A 25,341-nucleotide genomic window follows, 5' to 3' on the forward strand; every position below is an offset into this window, starting at 1 on the left:
GCTCGCGTTTATACGCTGTCAATGTCAGTGCTATCGAGAGTGATAAACTTATGTTACTCACGTATAGAGTGAGTCTATTGGTGCACAAAAATAAGCTTAAGACTATAAAACAAAAGACTTAAGCTTGAATTTACACAACTTAAAGTTCACGCAAATAATGACAAAGGGCAGCAAGTAGCTTTTGCTTAGTCTCATCCGCTTGTGTTTCTTGTAGCAAATTTTCTAATTTAAGTACGTAGTCTTGATCGGCTAAGCGACTTTGACAGAATTCACGCCAGCGCTGCGACTCTGTATCATCGAGTAGTTCAGGGTAATTACGGGCGCGGTAACGAAACAGCATCTCAGGAATACGTGGATCATCAAACTGCAAATCTAACGCCGCTAGATTTTGCGGTAGGGTATGACGGATGATTTCCATTTTTGCTTTATCAGCTTGGCTAAAGAACCCACCAGAATACAGCATCAAATCGGGATCTGTGGTCGCTCTGCTGTCATCGTGCTCAAATAATAGCGCCAGTTTTTCGCGTAATTCTGGGTGACGTTTTAGGCGTTTATACTGCTCTCTGGCAAATTCTTTATCTATGCCTAAACGAGCGGCATGCTCATCACTGAGGATTTTTGCCGAGGTGATAAAAGGGCACTTATTAAGATGAATTTGTTTTACTGCGATAGGTAATTCATCTTCGGCAAGATCAGCCCTTGACGTATACATGCGCGTTTTAATTTGCTCGACATCTAGCTCGAATAGCGGCGTTAAATCCATGGCTAAATTAACGCAAATAACGGCATTTTTGTTAGTAGGATGGTGCGCTACGGGTGAGATCAACGTTGCACAACCATTGCGCGCACTAATTTTAGAGCTCACATGGACCAAAGGCTGCATATTGAGCACATCGATTTGATCGCTAACCGCTTGCTTACGGCGCAGGTCAAAATAGTACTGATATAACTTAGGCTGTTTCTCGCGAATGAGTTTTGCCATAGCGATGGTCGCATACACATCAGACATAGCATCATGGGCTTTCTCATGGCTTAAACCATTCGCTTGGGTCAGATGTTCTAGCTTAAAACTCGGAGAGCCATCTTCCTTTGTCGGCCAGTTAATACCTTCGGGCCTAAATGCATAACAAGCGCGCACTAAATCAATGATATCCCAACGAGAGTTGCCATTTTGCCATTCACGGGCATAGGGATCGATAAAGTTCCGATAAAAGCCATAACGGGTCACTTCATCGTCAAAACGCAGTGAGTTATAACCTGCAACACAAGTGTTTGGTTGGCTAAATAGCGCATGAATTCGTCCCATAAACTCAGTTTCAGGGATGCCTTTTAAATTAGCTAACTGTGGAGTGATCCCTGTGATTAATATTGCTTCCGGAGACGGCAAATAATCAGTGGCTTGCTCACAATAGAATGTCTCAGGCTCGCCGATGATATTGAGATCTAAATCCGTGCGAATACCAGCAAATTGCGAGGGTCTGTCTTTCGCTGGGTTCGCTCCAAATGTTTCGTAGTCGTGCCAAAAAATCGACCCTGCTTTATCGTCTTTCATCTTCATTTATTTTCGTTCTCTAAAGCATGTAACTTCATGTTATCAGTAGTTAAATTGCTTTAATTGGATTCGTTGTCATTCACATCAATTTAGTATGCAGCTCTTCGATGTGAGTACATAATCTGTATATATTGGGTTCTGCGTCAGATTAGCTAAAATCACATGTACACAGGGTAATTAAAATGTCTTTATCTGACAATTGGTTACGTGCAATAAACGGCAAACCATATTTAGAGAAACCAGAGCTTGCAGACCGCGACGGCTTAAGCGTTCGTATTACCCCTGCAGGGACTATAACATGGCAGTATCGATTTAGGATTGATAATCAACCTGGGCGCTTAACCCTTGGTCGTTATCCTGATTTGAAACTAGCTGACGCAAGGAAACTGATCCCTGAGTTACGGAACTCAGTGGCAAATAATATAGATCCACGTGTGTTTTGGAAACAGCGCAACACATTTGCGGGCCAGACAACACTGAGGGATTGCTGTGAACAGTTTTTATCGGCGCGAAGTGCAGCACTTAAGCCGGGCACTGTTGCTACGTACCAATCCTGCTTTAGAGCACATCTCTATGATGCCTTTGCTGATCGTAAAGTCGAAAGTATCACACTCGGCGAGTGGATAGATTTTTTCGATAAAAAGGCAATTCATAGTCGAGTTACCGCAGGCGCGATACTCAAACAGTTAAAGACGGTACTTAGCTGGTCCGTTCGCCGGCAAATGATATCGCTTGTTGATGTCCTTCAATTACGAGTCAGTGATGTGGGTTCTGCGCCCAAAGTCGGTTCGCGAGTACTCACCATTCTAGAGTGTGGCAAAATCATCCGTGAGCTTGATAAATGCCGCGCGACCAAAGCCGTAACCAATGCCATCAAGGCATGTTTACTAACAGGGGCGCGGATATCAGAAATATTAAAATCCAAACGGGCTGATTTTGATCTTGAGTCGATGGTCTGGACCTTCCCGATAAATAATAGCAAAACTAATTTGCCAATCCGGAGGCCAATCAGTCCCGCCTTATTCGACATATTGCAAGAACAGTGGAACCTCTATAACTCACTATGGAGTTTTCCCGCAGCAAACGATCTTAAGCGCCCAGGCAACATCGCTTCAGAAAATAAGCTGGTCCGCAAGATCAAACCAAGACTCGAAATCCCTGACTGGCGTATTCAGGATTTTAGACGCACATTATCGACCAGAATGTCAGAAGCGGGGGTGTTGCCCCATGTGACAGAGAAGATGTTAGGCCATCTATTAGGCGGGGTGATGGCGGTGTACAACAAACATGATTGGTTAGATGATCAAGCTGTGGCCTATGAACAATGGACAAATAAGCTGAAATTGGCCGCTCTAGGTGATAGCAAAATAGTCGTGTTAGAAAAATTGTCGTGTTAGAAAGAAGGGGTAGGCATGTTTGTCGCTGACAGCAGAAAATGGTGAGCTTATTCAGTATGTAAATCAGTTGCGTTGCAGTGCAGCAGAAACACCTCTTTGTAATTAGGTGCATTGGAGCTCAATTCGGCACAAGGTAAACTGTTATCTGTTCAATATCAGCTTTATTTATGGTTTAGTCATTTCAACTCAATTAATCATACACTTGGCACAGTGTTCGGATTAACGTTAAGCAAGGACGTCATGGAACTAAAATTTTTAATCACGCGGGAACAGTTAATCACAATCGCGGAAAGAATAAATTCAGCAAGCATTGCAAAGAATACTCGTTTAGCTAAGTGGTTGTATGCCCTTATCGTTCGTGCATTACTCCTATGGATCCCGTTATTATCCCCGTTACTACTGTTTTATTTTTTCGTAGAAATTCACTCTCCAGAGACATATATCGCAATCGCAATTTGCGCTATCACTTACCTTCTTGTGTGGAGATTTGTATTCAAAAACATCGCCGAAAATCAAGCTAACAAATTTGCAGGCAAGATAACTACTCTGGATCGAACGATTGAAAATACAACCTTACAGAGCCTTGCGAGCCTAGAAGGGGGCCACACAGTGACAGCCACAGCCTCGAAGCTAACGTTTGCGCTCCCTAGCGGTAAATCCATCACGATACCGTGGAAAAAGGTTTGTGCTTTCAAGCAAGACGATGATTTTTATTATCTAACCGTCTGTAAGCTGATGATGTTTAAAGCCACTTATTTAGTCGCCAAAAACGGTGACACAACAGAAACCGCAGGCTATCAAGCAGGTTTAGAGTACATAACGTCTCGGCTGCCGCCCGATAAAATGGGGCGGTAAAATATCAAAATATCGCCTGAGTGATCCAAACCATTCACATTGACACAAACACGATTGATCTTGCTCGTCCAGCCAAGTCAGCCATTGTTAAAAGTCACATTTGAACTAACCTTAAAAATGATGAACTGATCGCTACAGCCTTCTATTAGCGGGTTGCTAGATGCAGTTTTTCAGCTCATTAAAACGCTATGTCATCAATGACGATGTATAGCTTTGTTAGTAAACTAAAAAGGACTTTTATTATGAGCACGCTTAACACTTCTGCCTCAAATAGTGACCCAATATTCCCCTCAACATTTCCTGTCATGATCAGATCCAATCAATTTCCACAATGCTTATTGAGAATGTCTGGACAGGATTCACCACAGTTCAATGGTAATGGTTTTGGTACCGTTAATTGTCAGGCAGACCAAAATGATCCTGATAAAAACCCATGGGAGATTTTTAACGCTATTCGTAACGGCGATGGCACAGTCTCCTTTGAGTCTATGGCATTTCCGAGCAACTATTTACGGATGGCGGGTGAAGCTTCACCCGTTTTTAATGGGAATGGATTTGGAACCGTCAACTGCCAAGCATCGATTGGTCCTTGGGAAAAGTTCAATGTCGCAGTTCTAAGCGACAGCGCCAGTGGGGTCTTAACCTCCATAGCGTCAAATGCATTTCCAAGTAACTATCTTCGTATGGCCGGAGAGCAATCGCCCTCGTTTACTGCTGCAGGGTTTGGCACCGTAAATTGCCAAGCCTCTGTCGGACCTTATGAGCAATTTCATCTTGGTGCAGTCCTTAAAGAGTCAGTTGAGACTCTTGGACTGTGGTTTCCAGACTCACAGCCTACACCTGCACAGATAGAGAAGCTTGTGGCAGCCATTATCACAGGCCAACAGCCCAGTAATGTCGAAATGCAAGCGGCCACTGAAATGCAAAGTTTTTTAACGTTAACGGAGAACGAAAGTGTAGCAATAGAAGCAATTGATCTAGAGGCAATTTCCCCTTGCACTAAATCAATCGCAACATTCTGTATTGATGTGTTATTGCTTGCTCTGCAACTTGCAAGCATACGCATTATGCGAACTGACAGCATGGTAAAAGCGGCAGTACAGGCGTTGGGGGCTGAAGCTGTTGGCTTGGAGAGACTGATCACGGGTATAAGCAGTGCTTCTACCACGCTGAAAAAGGCGACATTGATATTTCAGTTTATCTCGCAACTATTCAATATAGGGTTTATTAAAGGCGTCATTAAAACAATCGTCAATGGCCTAAGCTGGTTTGGAGCCATAGTCGCTGCGGTATCATTCATCGCGACAGTGGTCGCATGGATATCAACCGATGGTGTCTTGTTAATTGCCCAAATAGTACTGGTCGGCACAGGACTCGCCGCTATCATCGCTGATGCTGTAGCAGTAGGCACTAACTGCGGTAGTAAAGGCTGTAATGTCGAAGGCGATGAGTTTATGGCCTAACAGTCCATCGATAAAGGTCTAAAAATAAAGCCCCAAAAATGGGGCTTTATCTTAAGGCTTAATAAATCAATTCAAGCCGCGACTTGCTGTTTTTCATCCCACTTATCGAGCGACGCTTTTAAGTAATGGCGGCCATTATGGATAGGAGCAGGGAAACCGTCGTTTCTCCGCCACTTCCAAAGCGTGGCTGATGAGCTAATCCGGTAGCGCGTCATGACTTCCTTAGTGGTAAGAAAGAGCGGCTCTTGTATTTGTTGATCCACGGTCGATTGGGTCGAAATCATCATTTACCTTCCTTTGCCAATTCCTCGGCGAGTCATTTTAAAAATTGTTGGCAGCTGCCGGCTTGTTTGCGGGGCAGGGTGTACCACTGGCGTAAAGCGTCTTTGATGACTGCAGATTGCTTCATGCCGATTCTCCTTGGTGCTGGGCAGAGTTTGGTATGTTTGCCATGCAGGCAAATCAGTGTTTGATTCGCTAATCAAGCTCGCCAGCCTTGTTATAGGACACTGAGCCGCCAATTTGATTGCCCTCAAAAGTGAATATCGCAGTGCAATATACCTGTGGATGATATGCACCGTTAAACGCCGTGAAGGTGAGAGCAGGGCGCAGTGATAACAGTCGCTGTTTAAAGGCTTCGGCCTTAGCATTGTGCTGCGCAATGTCAGCTTGCTTTTGTGAATGGCCCGCCGCGTTGCAATAAAACGCCTCGCCGATGCAGATCACCGCTTCAATGTCCGTCGTATGAGCGTTTTGTTCCCTTACGATGTAGGGCCGGTGAGCATTCGCACTGCGCAATATTGGAGTGAAACGATTCGGTTTAAGGCATTTACCTCCCACACACACTTAATCACACTGGGGCTTGATGATGTGGCGCCCGAGATTATGCGCCAATCGACCACTGAGACGGACGAGCCAATGTTAGTGGGGGGGCTATGACAATGACAATAACAAATAGCACAACTGGGTTATGGACTTCACGCAGGAGGATTTATGGCTAGTCGCGCCGCGGATTTACTGAAAGTAGGGCGCCGTTTACGGGGCATGACCCAAGACGAAGTGGCTGAGATTTACGGCATCAGTCGCAGCACTTATCAACGTTGGGAAAATGGCCGCACTAATGCGCCCTATGACGATGTGACATCGATATGCATTGATGTGTTTAAGCTTTCCGTTAAGAAGATAAATGAGGTGGCTAATGGCCTTTAGCGATGACCCCGAGTAGAGGATGAACATTAAGGCGTTACGGTTAGGGTTATATCGCAGGGGCTGTTATTGGGTGTACCAAGAATTGGGCAAGGGTTTTTCAAACCGCTACGCCTGCGACCGTTTAGGCGAAGCCTTGGGCGGTGGCAACTTAAAGCATGAACTCAACGTGCCTGCCCATGTCGCACACTATGACCACCTCGTTGAGCAGTTATCCATTAACTGCAAACGTGCCATCCGAGCTCATTACCTCTGCAAAGAGCAGTGGGCTTTAATGGGATTTGACCGCAAAAAGTCTTATATCTTCTGGCTAAGATAAAGCCGAAATGGCACTGCTGGATAGGATGAATTAGAAGGAACGCCCTCTTGCGAGGGCTGGCGGGTTAGACGGTTGTCCACCAAGACTGCTAACCCGTTGACTGGATTTTATCAAAAGTTCGGACAGATACCTATGCAAACTCATTCGCGATTAAATGATGCACTGAGCTTAGGTGTGATCTCTATATTGATCACAATGAAACTATGCTTTTACAAATTATTGTTTTGGTATCAGTTTTCATTGGCTGAGTTCGGTACGATACCCACTGTCGCAATCCTCGAACCCACCATCTCACGAACATGCAATATTACTTCACCAAAATCTTTACTTGCACCTAAGGTCGGCTCGTCAGTCAAGCTCTGACGTAGCACTTCATCTAATGACAAATTATCATTAGCAGAGAGTTCAATACCGTAGGAGTGCTTTAAATCTGCTACTTTGGTGTAGCCTTTCAACTTCAATTCACCCGTAGGTAATTCATAATGATTGGCTTCTGCAACACCAGAGCAAACCAGATCAACAAACTCACGCACATCGGGTTTCATCACAATAAATAAATGATCGCCAGCATACAGGAAGGTTGATCCCCTAGGTGGAATTACATTGTTTCCTCTGGTTATCATCGCTACTACTGTACCGTCAGGTAAAGCCATTTGGGATAAACGGCGACCAGAAGCGCGTGAGGTATCGCCCAATTGATACTCGACAATGTCAGCATCCACATCGCCTAAAGCAGTAATTTCCAGTGTCGCTGCAGGTGTCGCAGGAGGCGGTTCCGTAAGTCCTAAAGCGCGTGCAACCCAGGGTAATGTTGACCCCTGTATTGTCGCTGAAATTAACACGACGAAAAACACTACGCTAAAAATAAGACTGGCACCAGGCAGGCCATAAATCAGCGGATATATAGCCAGAATAATAGGCACCGAACCACGTAACCCAACCCAGGATACTAGGGTAATTTCACGCGCATTAAAGCCAAAAATCTTCAGTACAGGGATTACCGACAAGGGTCGCGCGATTAAGGTCAGGACGATTGCAATCATCAGTCCTTCCTGCCAGACATCCAGCAAAGACGAAGGATTAATCAGCAAGCCTAAAAAAACAAACATAACAATCTGGCCTAACCATGCCAAACCATCGTGAAATAAAAAGGTACTGCGCTGAAAAACAAAACGACTATTCCCTATCACCACACCAGCGATAAAAATAGCTAAAAAGCCGCTGCCGCCAAGATTAGCTGCTACGCCAAAGGACAGTAAACCAAATGCCGCGACCATCACAGGATATAATCCAGAGGTCGTCAGATGGATACGATTAATAATACGTACTGATAACCAGCCTGCCGCTAAACCCACTGCGGAGCCGATACCCATTTGCTGGATAAACAGCATCAATAATCCAGTCCCTGGTTCAAGCCCTTTGACCATGACCTCCAATAAGCCAACTGTTAAAAAAATTGCCATAGGATCGTTAGTCGCACTTTCAATTTCTAATGTGGCTTTAAGGCGTGGGTTGATATGAATACCTGCATTACGCAGTAATGAGAAAACAGCGGCGGCATCGGTTGAACCAACAATGGCACCAATCAGTAAACCGTAAAGTAAGGAAACATCTAGAATATAAGCAGCTGCAGCACCAGTGATCATGGCTGTCACCAATACGCCTAAAGTCGCCAACACAGAAGCAGGCTTCCACACTTGCTTAATCGACGCGATGGGTGTTTGCAAACCACCGTCAAACAAAATAATGGCTAAAGCTAAAGACCCAAGCGCGTGAGCAATTTGTGCATTATCAAAAACAATACCTCCAGGGCCATCCTCACCAGCTAACATGCCCACCATGAGAAAGAGCACCAGTACGGGTAAACCCAATCTCGCAGACAATTTACTGGATAAAATACCAAGAATAATCAAAATCGCGGCGAGGAGAATAATTTGATCGATCACAAACATAAATAGTTTCTCTTTAATTAATGTAGGGAAATTAAACCATTACAGAGCTTTCAATGACTGCGCCAGCTCTAAAATGATACTTCACTAAGCCTAATTGTCAGTTAGAAATCGTCAAATGCATGATGCATTTTGGTCTTGTAGTCAATGATTCCATTTATCCAAATGCTACGTGACCCACTTCACATTTGAACTTTGATAATTTCAAAAAAATCAAAATTTACGATTGGCACTCAATAATGCTGTTTACCGTAGCAAGCTGGCCCTGCTGACTTGATTACGTCCATGCTTTTTAGCTAAGTATGATTGCTTATCTGCGGATTCGATAAGCGTTTGCCATTTCAAATGCCGATGAGGTTGAATACTCGTAACGCCAGTTAATGGTGACCGCTTGGAAACTAGAGTAAATGCAAAGCGAGCACTGCGTTGACGATGAGTTATGTTCATCGCGCCTAAATGTTGAGTATCCGGTAATAGACAAATAAATTTCTCACCACCATAGTGCGCAACCAAATCGTTCGGGCGGTGTATCGCTGTGCGTAGTGCTTTTGTGACGAGATATATACATTGATCATCACCAGTGATGGTCACAAGGATCGCTGAAAAGTTTAATTCATTTAAATCAATTTTTTGCAACATTTACAAAATTTAACATTACACTCTTGGCGTGTTGGGCAAATTTAGCCAAATAGGAACGCCGTACCACACGGCGTTCTCTGACACTTTGCTCCTTAGAGAGGGAAGTAGAACGCAATCAGCAAGGCAAATACGCCGTACAATGAGCTTACTGCGACCAATGCACGCGCATCGACAACGCCTCGTCGAAATAGCTGCCACAGAAAAATAATAGCCAAAGCAGTAATGACTCCTGCCGCCATCAGTGGGCCATCAAAAAGCCATGGCGTAAAGAAGATACCCAACGCACTGGGAATCGTTGCCTGAATCATCATAGCACCAGAAATATTGGCCAATGCCAAGCGTTCCTTTCCTTGCCGTATCCATATGAGTGTGTTCATCATCTCGGGCAGCTCCGTCGCCACCGGACTCAGCAGCAATGCTACCAAGTGTGGTGACCATTGTAGCGCTGTACCAATGGCCTCAAGTTGACCTACGAATATATGAGATGCAATGCCTATGACTATCAGGGACAACACGGCTTGCAGCGCCGCCCATTTTAACGATGGCTCCGTCACGGAAGGCTGAATTTTGAGAGGTTCAATCTCTTCTTCTTCAGGCGCTGTGTCGCTCTCCTGAATTTCACGCCAGACATAGATTGCGTAGGCTACGAGAAACAAGACACCCAGCCACGGCTTGATGGCAAAGGCGATTAGGCCAAGTGCCACTTTCACTACAAACACTGCGAGAAAGGCGAGCTGGTCGTGACTCATACGGGCGTGATCGGCACGTACATGATACGTTTCCCGTTGAAGGCGGCGATGGTGGTAAATCAGTGCCAAGCCGACTACTGCATAGGCTAAGGTAGCGAGAACGAGCGGACCGCCCATGGCTGCGCCGACGCCAATGTCCTTTTGCTCTGGTGTTTTGCCGAAGACAACGGCAATGAAGGTCACCGCCGTTTCAGGTAGTGCTGTACCGAAGGCTGCAAGTACTGAACCCACTGCAGTCGCGCCAAGATTCAAACGGCGGCCGAACCATTCGATGCCGTTGACGAAGTATTCGCAGGCCAAATAAATGGTACCTGCTGAGAGGAAAAACAGAGTCAGAGTAAGGATCATGTGAGTAATCCGGCCGGGCGAGCAATAATCCAATGGCACGACAACACTGCTCGCCCGGCTGGGAAAGCGTATTGCGGCCAAAGGTCTTGCCTGGCTCTCCGCATTCGCAGAGGCTGACCACGCCATGAGGTGTTAGACCTCAATTTTGTTGACGTGGACTCCTTAGTGGGAGGCTAAGGATGACTACTCCCCAATGACAATGGGGCATTTTACCGTTCTTGCAGGTAAATGTCGCCATTAGGTTTTAGTGTGCTCATAATTTCAAACTCTGTGCATGGTATTGATTTTGCGTTGTTATTTTTTCTTCTCAGAAGTTGAAAATAGTAGGTATGCGGGAAACAACAACTTTGACAGATCTATTTTGTGATCTTTTGATCTTTGCTTTATGCGCCCTTTCTCTTAGCTTTGTTAGACTTATGGTAGTTGAGCTGCGAAATTATAGGCAGCATATGAAGAAATTTTCGATAATCGTATTCATACAAATTTTGGAATATTTCGTTTATCAGGAATGTTACAGGCATCAGTGGAAGAACCTAGGTGTGGCGGCTCGCAATCGAAATCCCTCGGGCTAGCTATCCATTGCTTCTGGCTCACAATAACTGCAAATGAAAAACGCCATACCTGTAACCCTGCCGCCCGTATTTAATCGCGTTGACTGGGTCTCCACTATCATTAGGTTGAAGCTGTGATTTGTTTAACAGTACTATCGCAACAACCTTTGTTAACTCAACAAACTGGACTGTAGAACATTATGAAAAATAACCAACCGGCTCAACCCTCACGCCGGACAATCCTGAAACAAACACTTGCTGTCTCGGCCCTTTCGGTAACTGGGCTGGCGGCCTTATCTGTGCCCTCTATCTCTTTTGCGGCATCCCTCAGTAAAGAAGAACGTGATGGCATGACACCTGAGGCTGTGATTGAACATTTTAAGCAGGGCAATCTGCGCTTCCGGGAGAATCGCACGGCGAAACATGATTATTTGGCGCAGAAACGCAACAGTATCACGGGTCAGTATCCTGCTGCAGTGATCCTTAGCTGCATTGACTCACGTGCGCCAGCGGAAATTGTGCTGGATGCGGGGATCGGCGAAACGTTCAATTCCCGTGTTGCGGGTAATATCAGTAATCGCGATATATTGGGCAGTATGGAATTCGCCTGTGCTCTTGCTGGTGCGAAATTGGTGCTGGTTATGGGGCATACCCGCTGTGGTGCGATACGTGGCGCTATTGATAATGCAGAACTAGGCAACCTGACGGGCCTGCTGAATGAAATTAAACCTGCTATTGAAAAAACAGAGTACACCGGAGAGCGTAAAGGGAGTAATTACGATTTTGTCGATGCTGTGGCAAGGAAAAATGTTGAACTGACTATCGAGAATATCCGCAAAAACAGCCCGGTACTGAAACAGCTGGAAGACCAGAATAAAATTAAAATCGTTGGTAGTATGTATCACCTTACTGGCGGTAAGATTGAGTTTTTCGAGGTATAACTGCAACAGAAGTCCGTAGCCCAAAAAGTCAGCCTCGCACTCTACTAAGAGATTATTAAATTTTATCTCTGATGCTAATGTATGTTTTGAGTATACCTAAAGCATACATCCAAATGAGACGGTTTTTCTGTCTCATTTGGATGTTATGTTTTCCTCATCTAAAGCCTAACGAGACATTTTTAATAACAATGGCCTTTTACGGTTATGCTCGGGTTTGAAGCAAAGATTAGGAGCTCGCCTTGCTGACGCAAACTCTGCGCGACAGAACACTATTGTAAACTGAACACTGCATTGAAATTAAGCACTACCAATAAAGCTGACCGTCATCTGTCTATCACTTAATGTGAGCTCAGTAAGATTTTATTGTCACTTAATCTGAGCCGAAGATTGCGCTAATTGCGAGCACAAGGAATTTCGATTGTGAGCCGTTATACCTAGGATTTGTTATCTACTGGCAGAGTTTATGAGCACTGATGGTTGGTCTGAGCTTAATTTAGAATTAGAACACTCTGCTAAAGTAATCAGAAGTATGGAGCCGGAAGTTCTTAAGCACTTGTCATGCACACCACTTTTTAATAGATAAATATAATTAGACAACATTTTTTTGCAATTAAAAATAGTATCGAATTTAGAAGTGATTTTGTTGTTTAGCAGCTGTGATATTGGAAGGTTCTTAAACGAAGTTTGTACATATATTTATTATAAATAAATGGTTAATATTACATGTTTCCGTAGTCGTGCTAAAATATTGACCCAGCTTTATCATTTTTCATCTTCATTTATTTTCGTTCTCTAAAGCATTTAACATGATGTTATTGAAAGTTAAATAGCTTTATTGGGATTCGTTGTCATTCACATCAATTTAGTTTGCTACAACTTAGATGTGAGTACATATCTGTATATATTGGGTTCTGCGTCAGATTAGCTAAAATCACATGTACACAGAGTAATAAAAGTGTCTTTATCTGACAATTAGTTACGTGCAATAAACGGCAAGCCATATTTAGGGAAACCAGAGCTTGCAGACCGTGACGGCTTAAGCGTTCGTATTATCCCTGCAGGGACTATAACATGGCGGTATCGATTTAGGATTGATAATCCATCAGGGTGCTTAACCTTTGGTCTCTACCCGGATTTAGGACTTGCTGACGCATGTAAGCTGGTCCCTGCGTGACTAAATTCATGGGTAAATATTATAGATCCCCATGCGTTTTGGAAACCGCTTAACACATTCGAAGGCCGATCAGTTCCGCTTTACTCGAGATATTATAAGAACAGTGGAACTTATATCACTCGCCATGGCGCTTTCCCACAGCAAGCGACCGGGTAATGTTGCTTTCATTAATGAGCTAGTCCGCGATATTAAACCAAGACTGGCATATCCATGATTTTAGACGGACATTATCGACCAGAATATCGGAAGCTGGGGAATTTATAGCGTTACTGTGAGTATGGGATAAGTTCAGTAACCATGATAAATAGCGTTCCAAATTAGTTAATGTACATAACTTAACTATTATGTTGCTGCTGACATTCATGACACCAACCCGCTAATTCAAGCTGTGGGCTCGATAAGGTAAATTCTGCTTGGCTAACATTCAACTGTAACTGTTCAACAAGAGCAGTGGGCAATGCTATCTCCGTGACTTTTTGACAAGTATTACAAATTAAAAATTGATTGTGAATGTGATGATCGCATACATGATGGCAGGCAATATACTTATTCACCGTTAATAACTTATGCACTAATTGTTCCTGTACTAAGAAATCCAACATGCGATAGATAGACATTATGGGTAAACTCTCGCCCAAACTTTGTTTTAACACATCGGCAATTTCATAGGCAGACAAAGGAACATCATGCTCCTGTAATACGATAAGTACTTTTTTGCGCTTACTGGTAAGATTGATGCCTTTTTCTTCACACTTTTTCACTGCTTCACGCAGTAAATCAAGATTTTTTTCCGTCATAGAACTGCCAATTTTTTTGAAATGATCATACTTACACAGTTTACCTGATCCACCCCTTCTAATGACAATCATTGTTAGCAATCATCAATCACCATACCGAGTGTTATTCTGATTGCCATTTACAATCAGTAACTTAATTTACTTTCATTTATATTGAACCCGATTGATACATGATGATATGTTGTAACATATCATTTGTTTCGGCAGTAATCATATGGAAACGACCCACAAAATGAACTTCCACAAATACCTTCTGTTATTAGGTGTTGGCACTTTAACTGTTTCAGCAGAACCTATTGAACGTATCAATGTCACTGGGCATGCTTTAGAAAAACCACTAAGTCAAAGAATACAAGCCAGTAAAATCGAACTCAGCGGCGATGAACTTAATAATCGTAAAGCCGATACCTTAGGAGAAACTTTAAGCCAATTACCGGGAGTAGACAGTGGTTTTTTTGGTAGCTCATCGGGTAGGCCACAAATCCGTGGATTTGGTGGAAACAGGGTTAAAATGTTGCTCAATGGAACTCAAGTTGAGGATATGTCGTCGGTGAGTGAGGATCAATACATCCCCATCGAGCCCTTTCTTGCTGACAGTATCTTGGTCATTAAAGGTCCTACAGCTGTGATTGCCTATGGTGGGCAAGCGATGGCAGGCATTGTTGATCTCCAAGATGGTCGTATTCCATTAAGCCCAATCAATGGGTTTAACAGTCGCGCTGAAGTGAAAGCTGGCTTCAATAGTACAAGTACCGCACTGGCAAAACTTACTGCAGGAAATGAATCTTTTAACTTTGCGCTGAATATGATCAACAAAGACCGTGGTGACTACGATATCCCTGGATATTCTAAAGACAACGATTGTAAAACGTGGTCAAAAGTCGTAGGTGCCGCACAGTTTGCCGATCTATGCCAAATCAAATATGCGCAACCTGTGTGGCAGATGAACAATCAATTAAAACGCTATGAAGATGCTACACCTTTAGAACAACAAATTATCACCGACTACTCAATAGACAGTAATGGCACTGTACTTAACAGCAGCCACCACACATCATCATTCTCGGCAGGCGGAAGCTACACTGGCCAACAACGTCTTTTGGGTTTGGCTTATGGTTATACGGACACTCATCGCGGTATTCCGGGATTTATGCGTCGTGGCAGCAGCGCACCAGTGGATTTTGATCAACGGGGTAATATTCGAATTTTCTCCCGTGGTGATCGCGTAGATATGAAGTATGTCGAAAACTGGGATGACAATTGGATAAACTCATTTAGCCTCGATGGCGCCTATTCGAATCAAGTCGATGATGAGCATATGGCTGAGGTATCCGTCAACCAATTCGAACTTACCTCTTGGGTCATTAGCCCTAAGCTCTATCATAGTTGGACATCAAACTTCGATGGTGTCTTAGGATTACAGTACGACACTAAAGCCTATAAAGGGGAGGGCTATGACAATTACATGCCTGATGTCGATAGTCAAAACTATGCAGCCTATACGCTACAAACCCTGCACTTTGGTCCGGTTACTTTTGAGTTTGGAGGTCGTTATGATGCGATTAAGCACCAAGTAAACGCAGAGGGTTACAAGGTAGGTCGAGGCTCAGGAGCGAATGTTAAAGATAGAAATTTTTATCTCCAAAGCTACTCAGGATCACTGCAATGGGACATATTGCAAAATTGGTCAACACGAGTCAATTACGTTCATGCCGAGCGTGCTCCTGAAATGAGTGAGCTTTACGCCAGTAACCCACACTATGCTCTGTTAATTGAAGAACAGGGCAGCTCAAATCTTAAAAAGGAAATTAATCACTCCTTTGAAATAAATACCACCGCGAAAATCGCCGATTTACAGCTAATGGCAAGTTGGTATCAAAATCAATTCAATGATTTTATTTATCTTGGTAGTACAGGCCTTGAGCGTAATGGTACTTATGTTCGTGAATGGCGCCAAGCAGATACAAACAATCAAGGGTTAGAGGTACAAGCTATCTATACCTTCCCGTGGCAAAGGTGGGGAGTTTTTGAGCTCAGCGCATTTACTGACAGAGTGAGAAATACTCCTCGATATCAATACGATGGTAGTTACGATATCTTTAGTACTCGCCCACCTCTCGCTGGTGAGCGGGACGAATTCTTTCGCCGTAGCTTAGAAGGCACTTCAATGCCTCGAACACCACAATCCAAAACAGGCACTGCACTAAATTGGCAGTATGATGCGCTTACTGTGTCCATCGATTATGTTCGCTATCATTCACAAGGTGACGTTAGCAGATTTGAGAGGCCCTCTGAATCTTATGCTTTGCTCGGAGCAAATATCACTTTAGATCAAGTCATTTCGAAAGTGACGACTCAATTCTACCTAAGCTTAGATAATCTTACCGATGTAGATGCGCGCCCACATAACAGTTTCCTAAGGCATTTATCCCCTATGCCAGGTCGCTCAGCGGCTATTGGTGTCAGAGTGCAATTCTAAAAAAGTTTCCTTCAAGGCTAATGGCCTTGAAGGTTTTCGTTTGATTTCTAGATACCCAAGGCCAAAAATCTAACCTCCTTCAATTCAAGCCGCGATTTGCTGTTTTTTATCCCATTTTCCGAGAGATGTTTTTAAGTCATGACGGACCCTAAGTGTTTATCTGATGAAGCCTATTCAATGATATTTCTTACATAATATGGAAAAGTCATCCATTGGATTGAGTAAGAAATCTTTACCGACAATGGAAGTCATTTCTGATTCAGATATAAAAGGATTGTCAATTTTAAAAACTAATCGTTGATTCAATTTACTTTTTATCAAAAAATCGCAATGGCGTTGATAAAATAACTGGTCAAATTGACCATTATCGATAATTCTCTGGAGGCCAATTTGTATTCGCTGAGCTAAGCGAGGTTTGTTAGGCGAAACATAATAATATGTCGCTAGTGGAATATGTAGCATGATGCTTTCATCAACAACGAGATCTGGATATTGTTGATTAAACTGCTCAACCTCTTGAAATACTTCATTCACTCCGCGGCCAAATGTTATAAACCGTCCTTTTGATAGCATATTAAATAAACTGTCATATTGATTGCTTTCTATAATCTTAAATCCTGCTTGTTGCATGGCAACTTTAGTCGACCATTGGCTACCTGAACCAGTATCAAGAGCAGTTAACTGCGCTAGCGAGGTGATTTGGGCTAACCTAGGTACATTTTCCTTTTTAATAATAAAAATTCTAAATCCCTGAATGCCTTTTCTAATAGGAATTTTTATTGGAATAAGCTGTTTATTCCACTGTAGGTTAGAGGCTTCTGCAATAACATTGATGGTTTCACCCTCTTGTAATGCTCTGAAGATACGATTTCGACTCATTATTAGATCTGAGACTTGCAGTGATGCTTCACCAAAATCGGCTTTGGTTGCATCAATAACTAATTGTAAAAGGTCATAAGTATACTGATATCTGTGATCAAGCTTGGATTCTGACTGATTGATAATGAATTGATCATTAGCATAAGTGACGGGTATGTTTGCCAAGACCCACAGGGAAAGAATACAAAAAATAATGCCCAGTCGCTGTAAATTATCCATCAATAAACTCATTGCTAGAGGTTGAAATTGATTCGGTGTGCTTATTTTAGCAGTAGCCTAGATGGCTTGCGGGATAAAGAAACAGATGATAAGCGTAAATGATACATTTTTTTAGTTTGGGTTTATGTGAGTTGTAAATCAATTTAGACAGCCCAACGGTGTTGGCACTGGGTGCGAGTGGCTCGCTGAATATTTTAAAGTCCTTATGTAGTTTGGCCATAGTGTTTTTAATATGGCTTTACGTTATATATGCATAAACGTGTTTGTAGTCTGGCAACGATTTTGGGGAAGTTTGAAGGTCGTGTTTATTGCGTTAATCATTTATGAGTACGTGCTTTGAGCGTTTAACCCGCGCTGGCGCATGCTCCACGTTTTTACAGTGCTATCACTTTGGCTCTACTGCTGATGTTAAACATATAAATTGACCACTCAAGACCCAGAGAGGACATTAATGAACTCGGATAAAATTTTAGAATCTGCACAAGCAACCTTGTCTGGATTAATACCATTTCCTCAAATTGTCGGCAATCTTATTGCTGAAGGTGTCGAGTATTACTATGTAGACTATGCCTTGAAGTCATTTACTTTCTATAGCGCAGTAGGTTCTACAGTGCAATCACCTTTATCATTTGAGGGACTTCCATTAATTGCTGAAAATTTTAATGTGATTGAACTCAGAGCTGCCATCTTGGATAGTCAGCAGCATGGGCAAAATTTTCGGCTTTTCTGCCAGCGCGCTATGAATGCAGGAGTTCAAGGTTATTTCGTGTTTTTGCGAGGTAAACGTGTAACCTATTTTGGCCGTCAGGGTGACCAGCATACCGAATGGTTTTCTGGCGCTAAGCCGAGCGATGTCTAACAACGCTGACTAGGCTCGCCACTTTCTAGGCTGGGTACATCGTGAGTTTTACATTGGGTGAATGGTTATGTGAAGTTCATTGTATACGTCATTTACATCTTCCTGTACTTAACGTTATAGAACACTGGAGGCATAAATATGCTACCACGCAATGTCACTACTATTTCTCGAATGCCGATTTACGGCATCATGAAAATTAAGTCATATCTTGCGATGGTAATGGTTTACGGAGTGATTTTAATTGGTATTGGACGGTACAATTGCGGTTAAATAGGAGAATAATGTCTTATGTACCATCAATTTCTAAATGAACCTATGGTGCTTGATGTTGAAAAGGCATCAATACTCACATTACGGCTACCCGACGATGTGAGTGATTTTATTGTGTCGCAGGCGATCAATGCCCCTTTACTAGAGATTATCGTCATCGCTGAAGCCGGAATTCAGCAAAATATAGTCATTCGCTTCCAGCCGTTTATGGGTCTTAAGGTCGAATCGTTACCGCAAAGCCCTCAGGCTTTCAATACACCAATAACCCGCAGCCTTGGGCAAGGTTTTAGGCTTTATACACGGATGGGAACTGCTGCGAAATTTTGTGCGGCTGAATTGAGGCGAGGTGTATCTTTTACCTTAGATACGACTCGTCATTTAGGTGCAGATAATGACTTAATAGGTGCAGATAGTTACTTAACTTTTGCCTTACAAGCCAATTCAAAGTTTGAGTTAGTACCCTTAGAAGCGGATTTGCGGGTTTTGCATGAGCCCAAAGCGTTAATGGTTGCTAAAGCACTGTTAGCAAGGCACTACGACTATGCCGCATCATCTGAATCTCTTGCAATTTACATGACTGAAATCGAGCAGGTTAGATTAGAATTGCAGGCGTTTATGCGTGGGGAGCTTGGTCAATGTCATGCCAGCCTTGCTGATGAAGTATTAAGGATCGATCCCTTGCTACTGCAAAAACAACAATGGTTATTTAGAACCTATACTCATATGTTTGAGCGACCAAACTACAGCCGCGCTGCTAATGATGTCGATAACACTGATAAGCTATTAAGAAAATTAGAGTGTTATGAATTACTCGCTTCACCGGAATTGATCCTGATGGTAGACCGATTGATGGAAGACGAAACGTAAACTTTTTTACCCAAATTTAGCTAAATGATAAGAGTCCATTATGCATTATTTATGTCCCCTGTGTGCCGCCCCACTGACGTTAACGGAGCGAACTTGGGGTTGTTCACAGCAACATAAGTTTGATATGGCAAAAGAAGGCTATGTCAACTTATTACCTGTTCAGAAGAAAAACTCAAAAGATCCTGGTGATAATAAACAGATGATGTTTGCTCGGCGTGAATTTTTAAACGCGGGTTACTATCAAGGTTTGAGTGATAGAGTGAATGAGCTCGCGCTTGAGTTTGGTGCCGAAGCAAAACAAATCCTCGATATAGGCTGTGGGGAAGGGTACTACAGTCAACGTTTATTCCATGTGTTGAGCCAGCACCATGATTGCAATTTACAAGGTATAGATATTTCTAAGTCTGCAATTAAATATGCAGCTAAACGTTACCCTAATTTGCAATTTTGTGTCGCAAGTGCCTATGAAATGCCAATCGCATCCCAAAGTGTCGATCTTGCCATTCGTATTTATGCCCCTTCAAAAGTAGAAGAGTTACAACGGATTATGGCTGATGGAGGCTTACTGATAACGGTTTCTCCGGGACCTTTACACCATTTTGCGTTGAAACAACAAATTTATGCTGAGCCAAGATTACATCCCGTTTCCACAGCGCATATTGCTGGATTTGAGTGTCTTCATCAGGAACGCTTAATCTCCCAGTTAGAGCTGGCAAATAGTGAACATATCGCTCATTTTTTAGAAATGACGCCCTATGCTTGGAAGTTTACTCATGCCCAAAAGCAAGCATTTGCGTTGCAAGGACTGAACTGTGAATTGGATTTTCAAATTGAAGTGCATCGGATTTCAAAGTAAGTGATAAGATTAAGCTATTGAAATAAGTTATTTAAAATGCTTAACTGTACTTGCTAAACAGCATGAACCTAGTGTTCTGCTAGCCGGTTGCAAAACCGTAAAGTAGATTTAGGCAAAATAAATAATCCAAAGTGTCGCAGTGTGTTGACTTATCTTTAGAATGGTTTATAGTCTTATCAGCTTGAAGGTTGGGCTTATATTTATGTGTTCAATACGACCAGTTCGTCCTGTAAACATAAGTAATACCGGCATTTTCCAGCTCCACCCGCCGTTAAGGCTTTAATTTTTTATTTACAGGATTTATATTATGTCTCAAGTTACTGGTGTTGTTAAGTGGTTCAACTCTGACAAAGGTTTCGGATTCATTGAGCAAGAATCTGGCCCAGATGTATTCGTACACTTCCGTGCGATCAACTCTGACGGTTTCAAAACTCTTGATGAAGGCCAAAAAGTGTCTTTCACTGTGACTCAAGGTCAAAAAGGTCCACAAGCTGAAAACGTAACTATCATTGGTTAATTTTCAGTGCTGTTAGCCTGGAGCTGATAGCAATGGATTAAAGGGCTATGGTTAATTCCGTGGCTCTTTTTATTTGTGCGAAAATAAAATTTCATTTAGTTTAGATTGTTGAATCCAGTATAAGCGACGAGATCCACTTAACATGTCGCATTAATTTAATGCTTAAATCTGAAGTTAATCCTCTAATCTTTCTCTGTTAGAATCCAATTCTGATATCTCCAAGATTTTCAATAAAACCATTTGATACACTCTCCTTATTTTTACCCCTGTAACATTCAATTCCATTATATGTTAACTCTTAACTCTTAACGCTTACTCTTATCGAGTTTATTTTTTGCGTAATCTTATATTCAATGTCGAACGCGAATGCGTCTAATCATTCATTTGTTGTAAATCAGTGACTTCAGATATTGCCGAATATGATTGGTGCATTTACATTTCTTGCACTTAGTTATCCTACATATACTAAGCTGCACCTAAGGCTGAAAGCCTTGTAGTAAAGAGTTGAGGTTGGCAAAGCATTTAGTGCTTGATATTAAAGAACACTAGCTTATTTATGATGTAGTTTGGAGCCGACCAAAAAATGAATATTGCTATTGAGATGCCTTGCATTTCGTACATTTAAGTATTTCCGACAGAAGCTTTAGGCTGCTAATCCAACTTAATTATCGGCTACTTTATAGCGGAATAATGCTCTCCCTCGACTAGTTTTCCTAACTTATAAAGGAGGGGTCTACAGTTAGCTCTAAATGGATTAAGAGCCCTTTCTACTGGCGGGTATTGGCCTGATATTTTGTTAGCATGTTTATTGCTTCTAATGTGACGTTAGTGACAATACAAGAATACTTAAAGTTGATAACTATATACTGAGGATCTTTTAATGGGTTATGTTATTCAAGGAGACTACGATTAAGCCGAAAAATGGATTGAGCTAAATTTAAATATTGTGGAGTATTACAGTGTAAATAAAAAAGCCATGCAATTGCATGGCTTTTCTGGTTTAGCTTAAGTGATTATGGACGTGCCATATCCGACTCTGCACCATTAGCGAGTTTGATTTTGGCAGTAGACTCTTCGTTCGCAGTATTCTCATACTCTCGTCCTTTAGGGACAGCCACTTGTTCTCTCACCTCAACGACAGGCTTGGTCATATCCGAAGACACCATAGAGCCAAAGCGGCTGGCGGCTTTCGGCTTGCTGACAATAACTGCATCCGTGATTTGCGGTGTTGTTGGAGCCGTTTGTATCGTGGCTTGAGGCTTAGCTATAGCTGCCGGTCTGGCCATTGGCGCAGAGGCTGTTGCTTTCACGGCTTCTTTTACTTCAGCGCTCGGTGCAACACTTGGCTCGACAAGTGTTTCGGTTTTAGCTGCTTCAGCTTTGGGTACTGCTACTGATTTAGTCACTGAGCTTTCAACTGATGGGACTGCAACGACTACGGCTTCAGCAGTAACGCTGGTCACCTGAGTTTCAACGATTGACGCAAGGTCAACTTTTGCGTCAGCAGCCTTTGGCTCTTCCACTTTCGTTTCAGTGGTTTTAGTCACAACAGGTTTAGTTTCAACTTGCTGAGTTTCAACTGCTGCAACGTCATTTGCTTGAGGCTGAGGCTCAACTTTTGCTTCTACTTTAACAACAGCAGGAGCTTCAACAGTTGGAGTTGCACTTGTTTCAGCTATTTCGACGTCATCAGTTTTAACGGCCGGTTCAGTTACCGCTGTTGTTTGAGTTGCAACAACAGGAGTTTCCACTCGAACACTGACGATTTCGCTTGGGTACTCTTGGTCAGCACCTAATTCGTCATTAGGAACGAATTGCGCTGGCGTTGATGTACCTTGGTCATCTTCGTCGCGACGACGACGTTGACCCGCTGCACGAAGGTGGCGAGGGCTACGACGGCTACGACGTTGACCATCTCTTTGCTCGCGTTTTGATTGATCATCAGCATTAGCATTTTCGTTGTCTGCATCAACTTCGCTATCTTGCGATACAGCATCCGCTGCTACAGTATGAGCTGCTGTGTCAACCAAGGTGTTTTCAGCTACGTTAACAGCATCAACAGCAGGTGTTTCTACTACAGTAGAAATTACAGTTGTCTCTTCTAGCACAATATTTTCTTGCGCTTCTTGAGCAGGTGCAGCTTCCTTACGAGGCTGGCGACGTGTTCTTGGCGCTTTAGTTTCTACTGGCGTTTGGGCAATGACTTCAGCTTTGACATTAACACTGATTGTACTTGCCGCTGCGGCGTTAAGGGCTGCAATTTCCGCTAACACTTCTGCTGCATCTTCAGGTGCAATTGGGATCGCATTATCTGGCGTATTATGGCCATTATCGATACGCACCTTACGACGCATGTTACGGCGCTGACGACGCTCGCGGGCGACTTCTTGCTTAGGGGCATCATCTGCTTCAATGTCGGCAACAACATCTTTTGGCGCTTGTACGCGTGGCTTCGGTTCAGCTTTAGCTGGACGTTTAGCCGTTTCTTCTTTTTCGCGTACTGGACGTTCTTGTGTGCTGACTACTGCATCAGTCGGCTTTTTTGGATTGCGGCTACGCGGCTCACGAGTGCCTTCTTTTGCTTTGTCGGCATCTTGGGCATTGCGTGGGCGGCGAGTGTCATTACGACGGTTACGGCGATTTGCGTTAGCCGCACTGGTATCAGTTGCTTTAGTTTCAACAACTTTTACGGGTTCAGCTTTTTCACTTGGCGCAAACATGGCACTGATTGCACTCACAAGCTTGCTGAAGAAGCCTGGTTGTGGCGCTTCAACTTTCACCGTTGGTGATGGGGCTTGTTCTACTTTTTGTGGCGCTGCAAAACCTTTTAATGCCGGAATAGGCGCCGCAGTACGTTCCAGTTTGCGTGGCTCATACAATTTGGCTTCAGGATGCTCTATACGCTTATAGCTTGATTCACTGATTTCATCATCACTACGGTGACGGATCACGCGGTAATCAGGCGTCATCATGTGTGCGTCAGGTATCACATACACTTCGACATCGTGACGCTGTTCTGTGATGCGAATGGCTTTGCGTTTCTCGTTTAACAAGAAAGCTGCAACATCCACAGGCACAATCGCTTCGATCTGTGAGGTGTTTTCTTTGATGGCTTCTTCTTCCATCAAACGTAAAATTGACAGTGCTAAAGACTCGGTACTGCGAATCGTGCCTTGGCCATGACAGCGAGGGCAGATATGCGCTGCAGATTCTTCTAAAGAGGGGCGTAGACGTTGACGCGACATTTCCATCAAACCGAAACGAGAAATGCGACCTAATTGCACACGGGCGCGGTCGTGGTGAACAGCATCACGTAAGCGGTTTTCAACTTCACGCTGATGGCGCACAGGCGTCATATCAATAAAGTCGATAACCACTAAGCCACCTAAGTCGCGGAGGCGCAATTGGCGGGCAATTTCATCGGCGGCTTCGAGGTTAGTGTTCAGTGCTGTTTCTTCAATATCGCCGCCTTTAGTGGCACGGGCAGAGTTGATATCGATTGAGGTTAAGGCTTCAGTTGGGTCGATAACAATCGAACCGCCAGATGGCAGACGCACTTCGCGTTGGAAGGCGGATTCAATTTGTGATTCGATTTGGAAGTGAGTGAATAATGGCACTTCAGCTTCGTACAGTTTTACGCGCTCAACGAAATCAGGGCGAACTAAGGCGATATGTTGCTTCGCTTCTTCAAAAATACGTGGATGATCGATGAGGATTTCGCCCACGTCACGGCGTAAATAGTCACGAATAGCGCGAACTATCACATTGCTTTCTTGGTGAATTAAGAAAGGTGCGCCTTTAACTTGTGAAGCTTCGGTGATCGCCGCCCAGTGGTGTTGTAGAACTTTTAAGTCCCACTTTAACTCGGCAGATTCTTTGCCTACACCCGCAGTACGCACGATAAGACCCATGCCAGCAGGCACTTCTAAGTCAGCCATCGCTTCTTTTAGCTCAGTGCGCTCATCACCTTCGATACGACGAGAAATCCCGCCTGCACGTGGGTTGTTTGGCATTAATACTAAGTAAGAGCCTGCAAGGCTGATGAAGGTCGTTAAGGCTGCGCCTTTATTGCCGCGTTCTTCTTTGTCAATTTGGACAATAACTTCCTGTCCTTCACTGACCACTTCTTTGATATTGGGGCGACCTTGGAACGAATATCCCTTCGGGAAATATTCTCTAGCGATTTCTTTCAGTGGCAAAAAGCCGTGACGATCGGCACCGTAGTCGACGAAAGCGGCTTCTAAAGACGGTTCTACGCGGGTAATTTTACCTTTGTAAATGTTTGATTTTTTTTGCTCATGACCTGGGCTTTCAATGTCTAGATCATACAGTTGTTGCCCATCAACAAGGGCTACACGCAACTCTTCTGATTGAGTTGCATTGATTAACATACGTTTCATGATGACGTCATTCTTCTTTAAATAGAGGTCATCAAACATCGCGCTTCGCTGCATT

At 43.4% G+C, this 25,341-nt stretch carries 21 protein-coding genes, 1 pseudogene and 1 riboswitch; of the genes and pseudogenes, 13 read left to right on the forward strand and 9 right to left on the reverse strand.

The features are described from left to right. Positions 1-139: 139 nt before the first annotated feature. A complete protein-coding gene (sbcB, locus tag HGO26_RS05220) occupies positions 140-1,558 on the reverse strand; it encodes an exodeoxyribonuclease I (protein WP_168823707.1) in 1,419 nt (472 codons plus the stop codon). Positions 1,559-1,734: 176 nt separating this feature from the next. Here sbcB and HGO26_RS05225 point away from each other — a divergent pair, with 176 nt between their 5' ends. From HGO26_RS05225 to HGO26_RS05235, 3 genes are all read left to right on the forward strand, one after another. After that, positions 1,735-2,949 carry a tyrosine-type recombinase/integrase gene (locus tag HGO26_RS05225; RefSeq protein WP_168823710.1) on the forward strand — a complete coding sequence of 405 codons (1,215 nt, stop codon included), beginning with the start codon at positions 1,735-1,737 and terminating at the stop codon, positions 2,947-2,949. A gap of 240 nt (positions 2,950-3,189) precedes the next feature. Beyond that, complete coding sequence (locus tag HGO26_RS05230; protein WP_168823712.1) at positions 3,190-3,804, forward strand: hypothetical protein; 615 nt, start codon at positions 3,190-3,192, stop codon at positions 3,802-3,804. Positions 3,805-4,148: 344 nt separating this feature from the next. Next, entirely contained in the window at positions 4,149-5,267 is a 1,119-nt protein-coding gene (locus HGO26_RS05235) for a fascin domain-containing protein (RefSeq protein WP_168823714.1), read from the forward strand. A 71-nt stretch (positions 5,268-5,338) separates the two neighbouring features. Here the strand turns inward: HGO26_RS05235 and HGO26_RS05240 are convergent, their stop codons facing one another. Next, the gene (locus HGO26_RS05240) at positions 5,339-5,554 is read right to left on the reverse strand and encodes a helix-turn-helix transcriptional regulator (protein WP_168823716.1); all 216 of its coding nucleotides are present in this window, start codon (positions 5,552-5,554) and stop codon (positions 5,339-5,341) included. Positions 5,555-5,744: 190 nt separating this feature from the next. Continuing rightward, a complete protein-coding gene (locus HGO26_RS05245) occupies positions 5,745-5,993 on the reverse strand; it encodes a hypothetical protein (protein ID WP_247651472.1) in 249 nt (82 codons plus the stop codon). A 6-nt stretch (positions 5,994-5,999) separates the two neighbouring features. Between HGO26_RS05245 and HGO26_RS05250 the strand changes: the two are divergent. The 3 genes and pseudogenes from HGO26_RS05250 to HGO26_RS05260 form a co-directional block, all read left to right on the forward strand. After that, positions 6,000-6,206: pseudogene (locus HGO26_RS05250) on the forward strand (tyrosine-type recombinase/integrase); the annotation flags it as partial. A gap of 54 nt (positions 6,207-6,260) precedes the next feature. After that, positions 6,261-6,476 carry a helix-turn-helix transcriptional regulator gene (locus HGO26_RS05255; RefSeq protein ID WP_168823718.1) on the forward strand — a complete coding sequence of 72 codons (216 nt, stop codon included), beginning with the start codon at positions 6,261-6,263 and terminating at the stop codon, positions 6,474-6,476. 19 nt (positions 6,477-6,495) lie between these two features. Continuing rightward, complete coding sequence (locus tag HGO26_RS05260; RefSeq protein ID WP_168823720.1) at positions 6,496-6,792, forward strand: hypothetical protein; 297 nt, start codon at positions 6,496-6,498, stop codon at positions 6,790-6,792. Positions 6,793-7,022: 230 nt separating this feature from the next. On the opposite strand, the gene HGO26_RS05265 is transcribed toward HGO26_RS05260, so the two are convergent. The 3 genes from HGO26_RS05265 to HGO26_RS05275 all read right to left on the reverse strand — a co-directional run bounded on the left by HGO26_RS05265 (position 7,023) and on the right by HGO26_RS05275 (position 10,477). Further along, positions 7,023-8,744 (reverse strand): potassium/proton antiporter, encoded by a 1,722-nt coding sequence (locus tag HGO26_RS05265; RefSeq protein WP_131524348.1) that lies wholly within the window; start codon positions 8,742-8,744, stop codon positions 7,023-7,025. Between the two features lie 243 nt (positions 8,745-8,987). After that, positions 8,988-9,380 carry a GGDEF domain-containing protein gene (locus HGO26_RS05270; RefSeq protein WP_168823730.1) on the reverse strand — a complete coding sequence of 131 codons (393 nt, stop codon included), beginning with the start codon at positions 9,378-9,380 and terminating at the stop codon, positions 8,988-8,990. A 92-nt stretch (positions 9,381-9,472) separates the two neighbouring features. Beyond that, a complete protein-coding gene (locus tag HGO26_RS05275; RefSeq protein ID WP_168823731.1) occupies positions 9,473-10,477 on the reverse strand; it encodes a sodium:calcium antiporter in 1,005 nt (334 codons plus the stop codon). Between the two features lie 27 nt (positions 10,478-10,504). Further along, positions 10,505-10,681, reverse strand: a riboswitch (yybP-ykoY riboswitch). A gap of 547 nt (positions 10,682-11,228) precedes the next feature. On the opposite strand from HGO26_RS05275, the gene HGO26_RS05280 reads away from it, so the two are divergent. Both HGO26_RS05280 and HGO26_RS22510 read left to right on the forward strand, forming a co-directional pair. Continuing rightward, positions 11,229-11,969, forward strand: a complete 741-nt coding sequence (locus tag HGO26_RS05280) for a carbonic anhydrase (protein WP_168823733.1) — start codon at positions 11,229-11,231, stop codon at positions 11,967-11,969. Between the two features lie 985 nt (positions 11,970-12,954). Continuing rightward, a complete protein-coding gene (locus HGO26_RS22510) occupies positions 12,955-13,143 on the forward strand; it encodes an Arm DNA-binding domain-containing protein (RefSeq protein WP_425596650.1) in 189 nt (62 codons plus the stop codon). Between the two features lie 335 nt (positions 13,144-13,478). On the opposite strand, the gene HGO26_RS05290 is transcribed toward HGO26_RS22510, so the two are convergent. After that, positions 13,479-13,940 (reverse strand): Fur family transcriptional regulator, encoded by a 462-nt coding sequence (locus HGO26_RS05290; RefSeq protein ID WP_168823735.1) that lies wholly within the window; start codon positions 13,938-13,940, stop codon positions 13,479-13,481. Positions 13,941-14,154: 214 nt separating this feature from the next. On the opposite strand from HGO26_RS05290, the gene HGO26_RS05295 reads away from it, so the two are divergent. Further along, positions 14,155-16,419 carry a TonB-dependent receptor gene (locus tag HGO26_RS05295; RefSeq protein WP_168823737.1) on the forward strand — a complete coding sequence of 755 codons (2,265 nt, stop codon included), beginning with the start codon at positions 14,155-14,157 and terminating at the stop codon, positions 16,417-16,419. A gap of 174 nt (positions 16,420-16,593) precedes the next feature. Here HGO26_RS05295 and HGO26_RS05300 read toward each other — a convergent pair whose 3' ends face one another. Next, positions 16,594-17,517: a hypothetical protein gene (locus HGO26_RS05300; protein WP_028760379.1), complete on the reverse strand. Its 924-nt coding sequence runs from the start codon at positions 17,515-17,517 to the stop codon at positions 16,594-16,596. A 451-nt stretch (positions 17,518-17,968) separates the two neighbouring features. Between HGO26_RS05300 and HGO26_RS05305 the strand changes: the two genes are divergently transcribed. From HGO26_RS05305 to HGO26_RS05320, 4 genes are all read left to right on the forward strand, one after another. After that, the gene (locus HGO26_RS05305; RefSeq protein WP_168823739.1) at positions 17,969-18,376 is read left to right on the forward strand and encodes a DUF1398 family protein; all 408 of its coding nucleotides are present in this window, start codon (positions 17,969-17,971) and stop codon (positions 18,374-18,376) included. Positions 18,377-18,664: 288 nt separating this feature from the next. Beyond that, positions 18,665-19,513 (forward strand): hypothetical protein, encoded by an 849-nt coding sequence (locus HGO26_RS05310; protein ID WP_168823741.1) that lies wholly within the window; start codon positions 18,665-18,667, stop codon positions 19,511-19,513. A 40-nt stretch (positions 19,514-19,553) separates the two neighbouring features. Next, entirely contained in the window at positions 19,554-20,369 is an 816-nt protein-coding gene (gene rlmA / locus HGO26_RS05315) for a 23S rRNA (guanine(745)-N(1))-methyltransferase (RefSeq protein ID WP_168823743.1), read from the forward strand. Positions 20,370-20,676: 307 nt separating this feature from the next. Beyond that, positions 20,677-20,886 (forward strand): cold-shock protein, encoded by a 210-nt coding sequence (locus HGO26_RS05320; RefSeq protein WP_011789734.1) that lies wholly within the window; start codon positions 20,677-20,679, stop codon positions 20,884-20,886. A 1,013-nt stretch (positions 20,887-21,899) separates the two neighbouring features. Here HGO26_RS05320 and rne read toward each other — a convergent pair. Further along, positions 21,900-25,340 carry a ribonuclease E gene (rne, locus tag HGO26_RS05325; RefSeq protein ID WP_168823745.1) on the reverse strand — a complete coding sequence of 1,147 codons (3,441 nt, stop codon included), beginning with the start codon at positions 25,338-25,340 and terminating at the stop codon, positions 21,900-21,902. Position 25,341 lies beyond the last annotated feature (1 nt).

The organism is Shewanella oncorhynchi (genome assembly GCF_012584455.1).
In the GTDB taxonomy this organism is placed as follows: domain Bacteria; phylum Pseudomonadota; class Gammaproteobacteria; order Enterobacterales; family Shewanellaceae; genus Shewanella; species Shewanella oncorhynchi.

What these genes read in the sequence shown, in the direction of transcription:
- sbcB (WP_168823707.1), bottom strand. Translation starts at nt 1,558, where the DNA reads ATGAAGATGAAAGACGATAAAGCAGGGTCGATTTTTTGGCACGACTAC.
- HGO26_RS05230 (WP_168823712.1), top strand. Translation starts at nt 3,190, where the DNA reads ATGGAACTAAAATTTTTAATCACGCGGGAACAGTTAATCACAATCGCG.
- rlmA (WP_168823743.1), top strand. Translation starts at nt 19,554, where the DNA reads ATGCATTATTTATGTCCCCTGTGTGCCGCCCCACTGACGTTAACGGAG.
- HGO26_RS05290 (WP_168823735.1), bottom strand. Translation starts at nt 13,940, where the DNA reads ATGACGGAAAAAAATCTTGATTTACTGCGTGAAGCAGTGAAAAAGTGT.
- HGO26_RS05265 (WP_131524348.1), bottom strand. Translation starts at nt 8,744, where the DNA reads ATGTTTGTGATCGATCAAATTATTCTCCTCGCCGCGATTTTGATTATT.
- HGO26_RS05320 (WP_011789734.1), top strand. Translation starts at nt 20,677, where the DNA reads ATGTCTCAAGTTACTGGTGTTGTTAAGTGGTTCAACTCTGACAAAGGT.
- HGO26_RS05235 (WP_168823714.1), top strand. Translation starts at nt 4,149, where the DNA reads ATGTCTGGACAGGATTCACCACAGTTCAATGGTAATGGTTTTGGTACC.
- rne (WP_168823745.1), bottom strand. Translation starts at nt 25,340, where the DNA reads ATGCAGCGAAGCGCGATGTTTGATGACCTCTATTTAAAGAAGAATGAC.
- HGO26_RS05260 (WP_168823720.1), top strand. Translation starts at nt 6,496, where the DNA reads ATGAACATTAAGGCGTTACGGTTAGGGTTATATCGCAGGGGCTGTTAT.
- HGO26_RS05280 (WP_168823733.1), top strand. Translation starts at nt 11,229, where the DNA reads ATGAAAAATAACCAACCGGCTCAACCCTCACGCCGGACAATCCTGAAA.
- HGO26_RS05270 (WP_168823730.1), bottom strand. Translation starts at nt 9,380, where the DNA reads ATGTTGCAAAAAATTGATTTAAATGAATTAAACTTTTCAGCGATCCTT.
- HGO26_RS05310 (WP_168823741.1), top strand. Translation starts at nt 18,665, where the DNA reads ATGTACCATCAATTTCTAAATGAACCTATGGTGCTTGATGTTGAAAAG.
- HGO26_RS05275 (WP_168823731.1), bottom strand. Translation starts at nt 10,477, where the DNA reads ATGATCCTTACTCTGACTCTGTTTTTCCTCTCAGCAGGTACCATTTAT.
- HGO26_RS05305 (WP_168823739.1), top strand. Translation starts at nt 17,969, where the DNA reads ATGAACTCGGATAAAATTTTAGAATCTGCACAAGCAACCTTGTCTGGA.
- HGO26_RS05295 (WP_168823737.1), top strand. Translation starts at nt 14,155, where the DNA reads ATGGAAACGACCCACAAAATGAACTTCCACAAATACCTTCTGTTATTA.
- HGO26_RS05255 (WP_168823718.1), top strand. Translation starts at nt 6,261, where the DNA reads ATGGCTAGTCGCGCCGCGGATTTACTGAAAGTAGGGCGCCGTTTACGG.
- HGO26_RS05300 (WP_028760379.1), bottom strand. Translation starts at nt 17,517, where the DNA reads ATGGATAATTTACAGCGACTGGGCATTATTTTTTGTATTCTTTCCCTG.
- HGO26_RS05225 (WP_168823710.1), top strand. Translation starts at nt 1,735, where the DNA reads ATGTCTTTATCTGACAATTGGTTACGTGCAATAAACGGCAAACCATAT.
- HGO26_RS05240 (WP_168823716.1), bottom strand. Translation starts at nt 5,554, where the DNA reads ATGATGATTTCGACCCAATCGACCGTGGATCAACAAATACAAGAGCCG.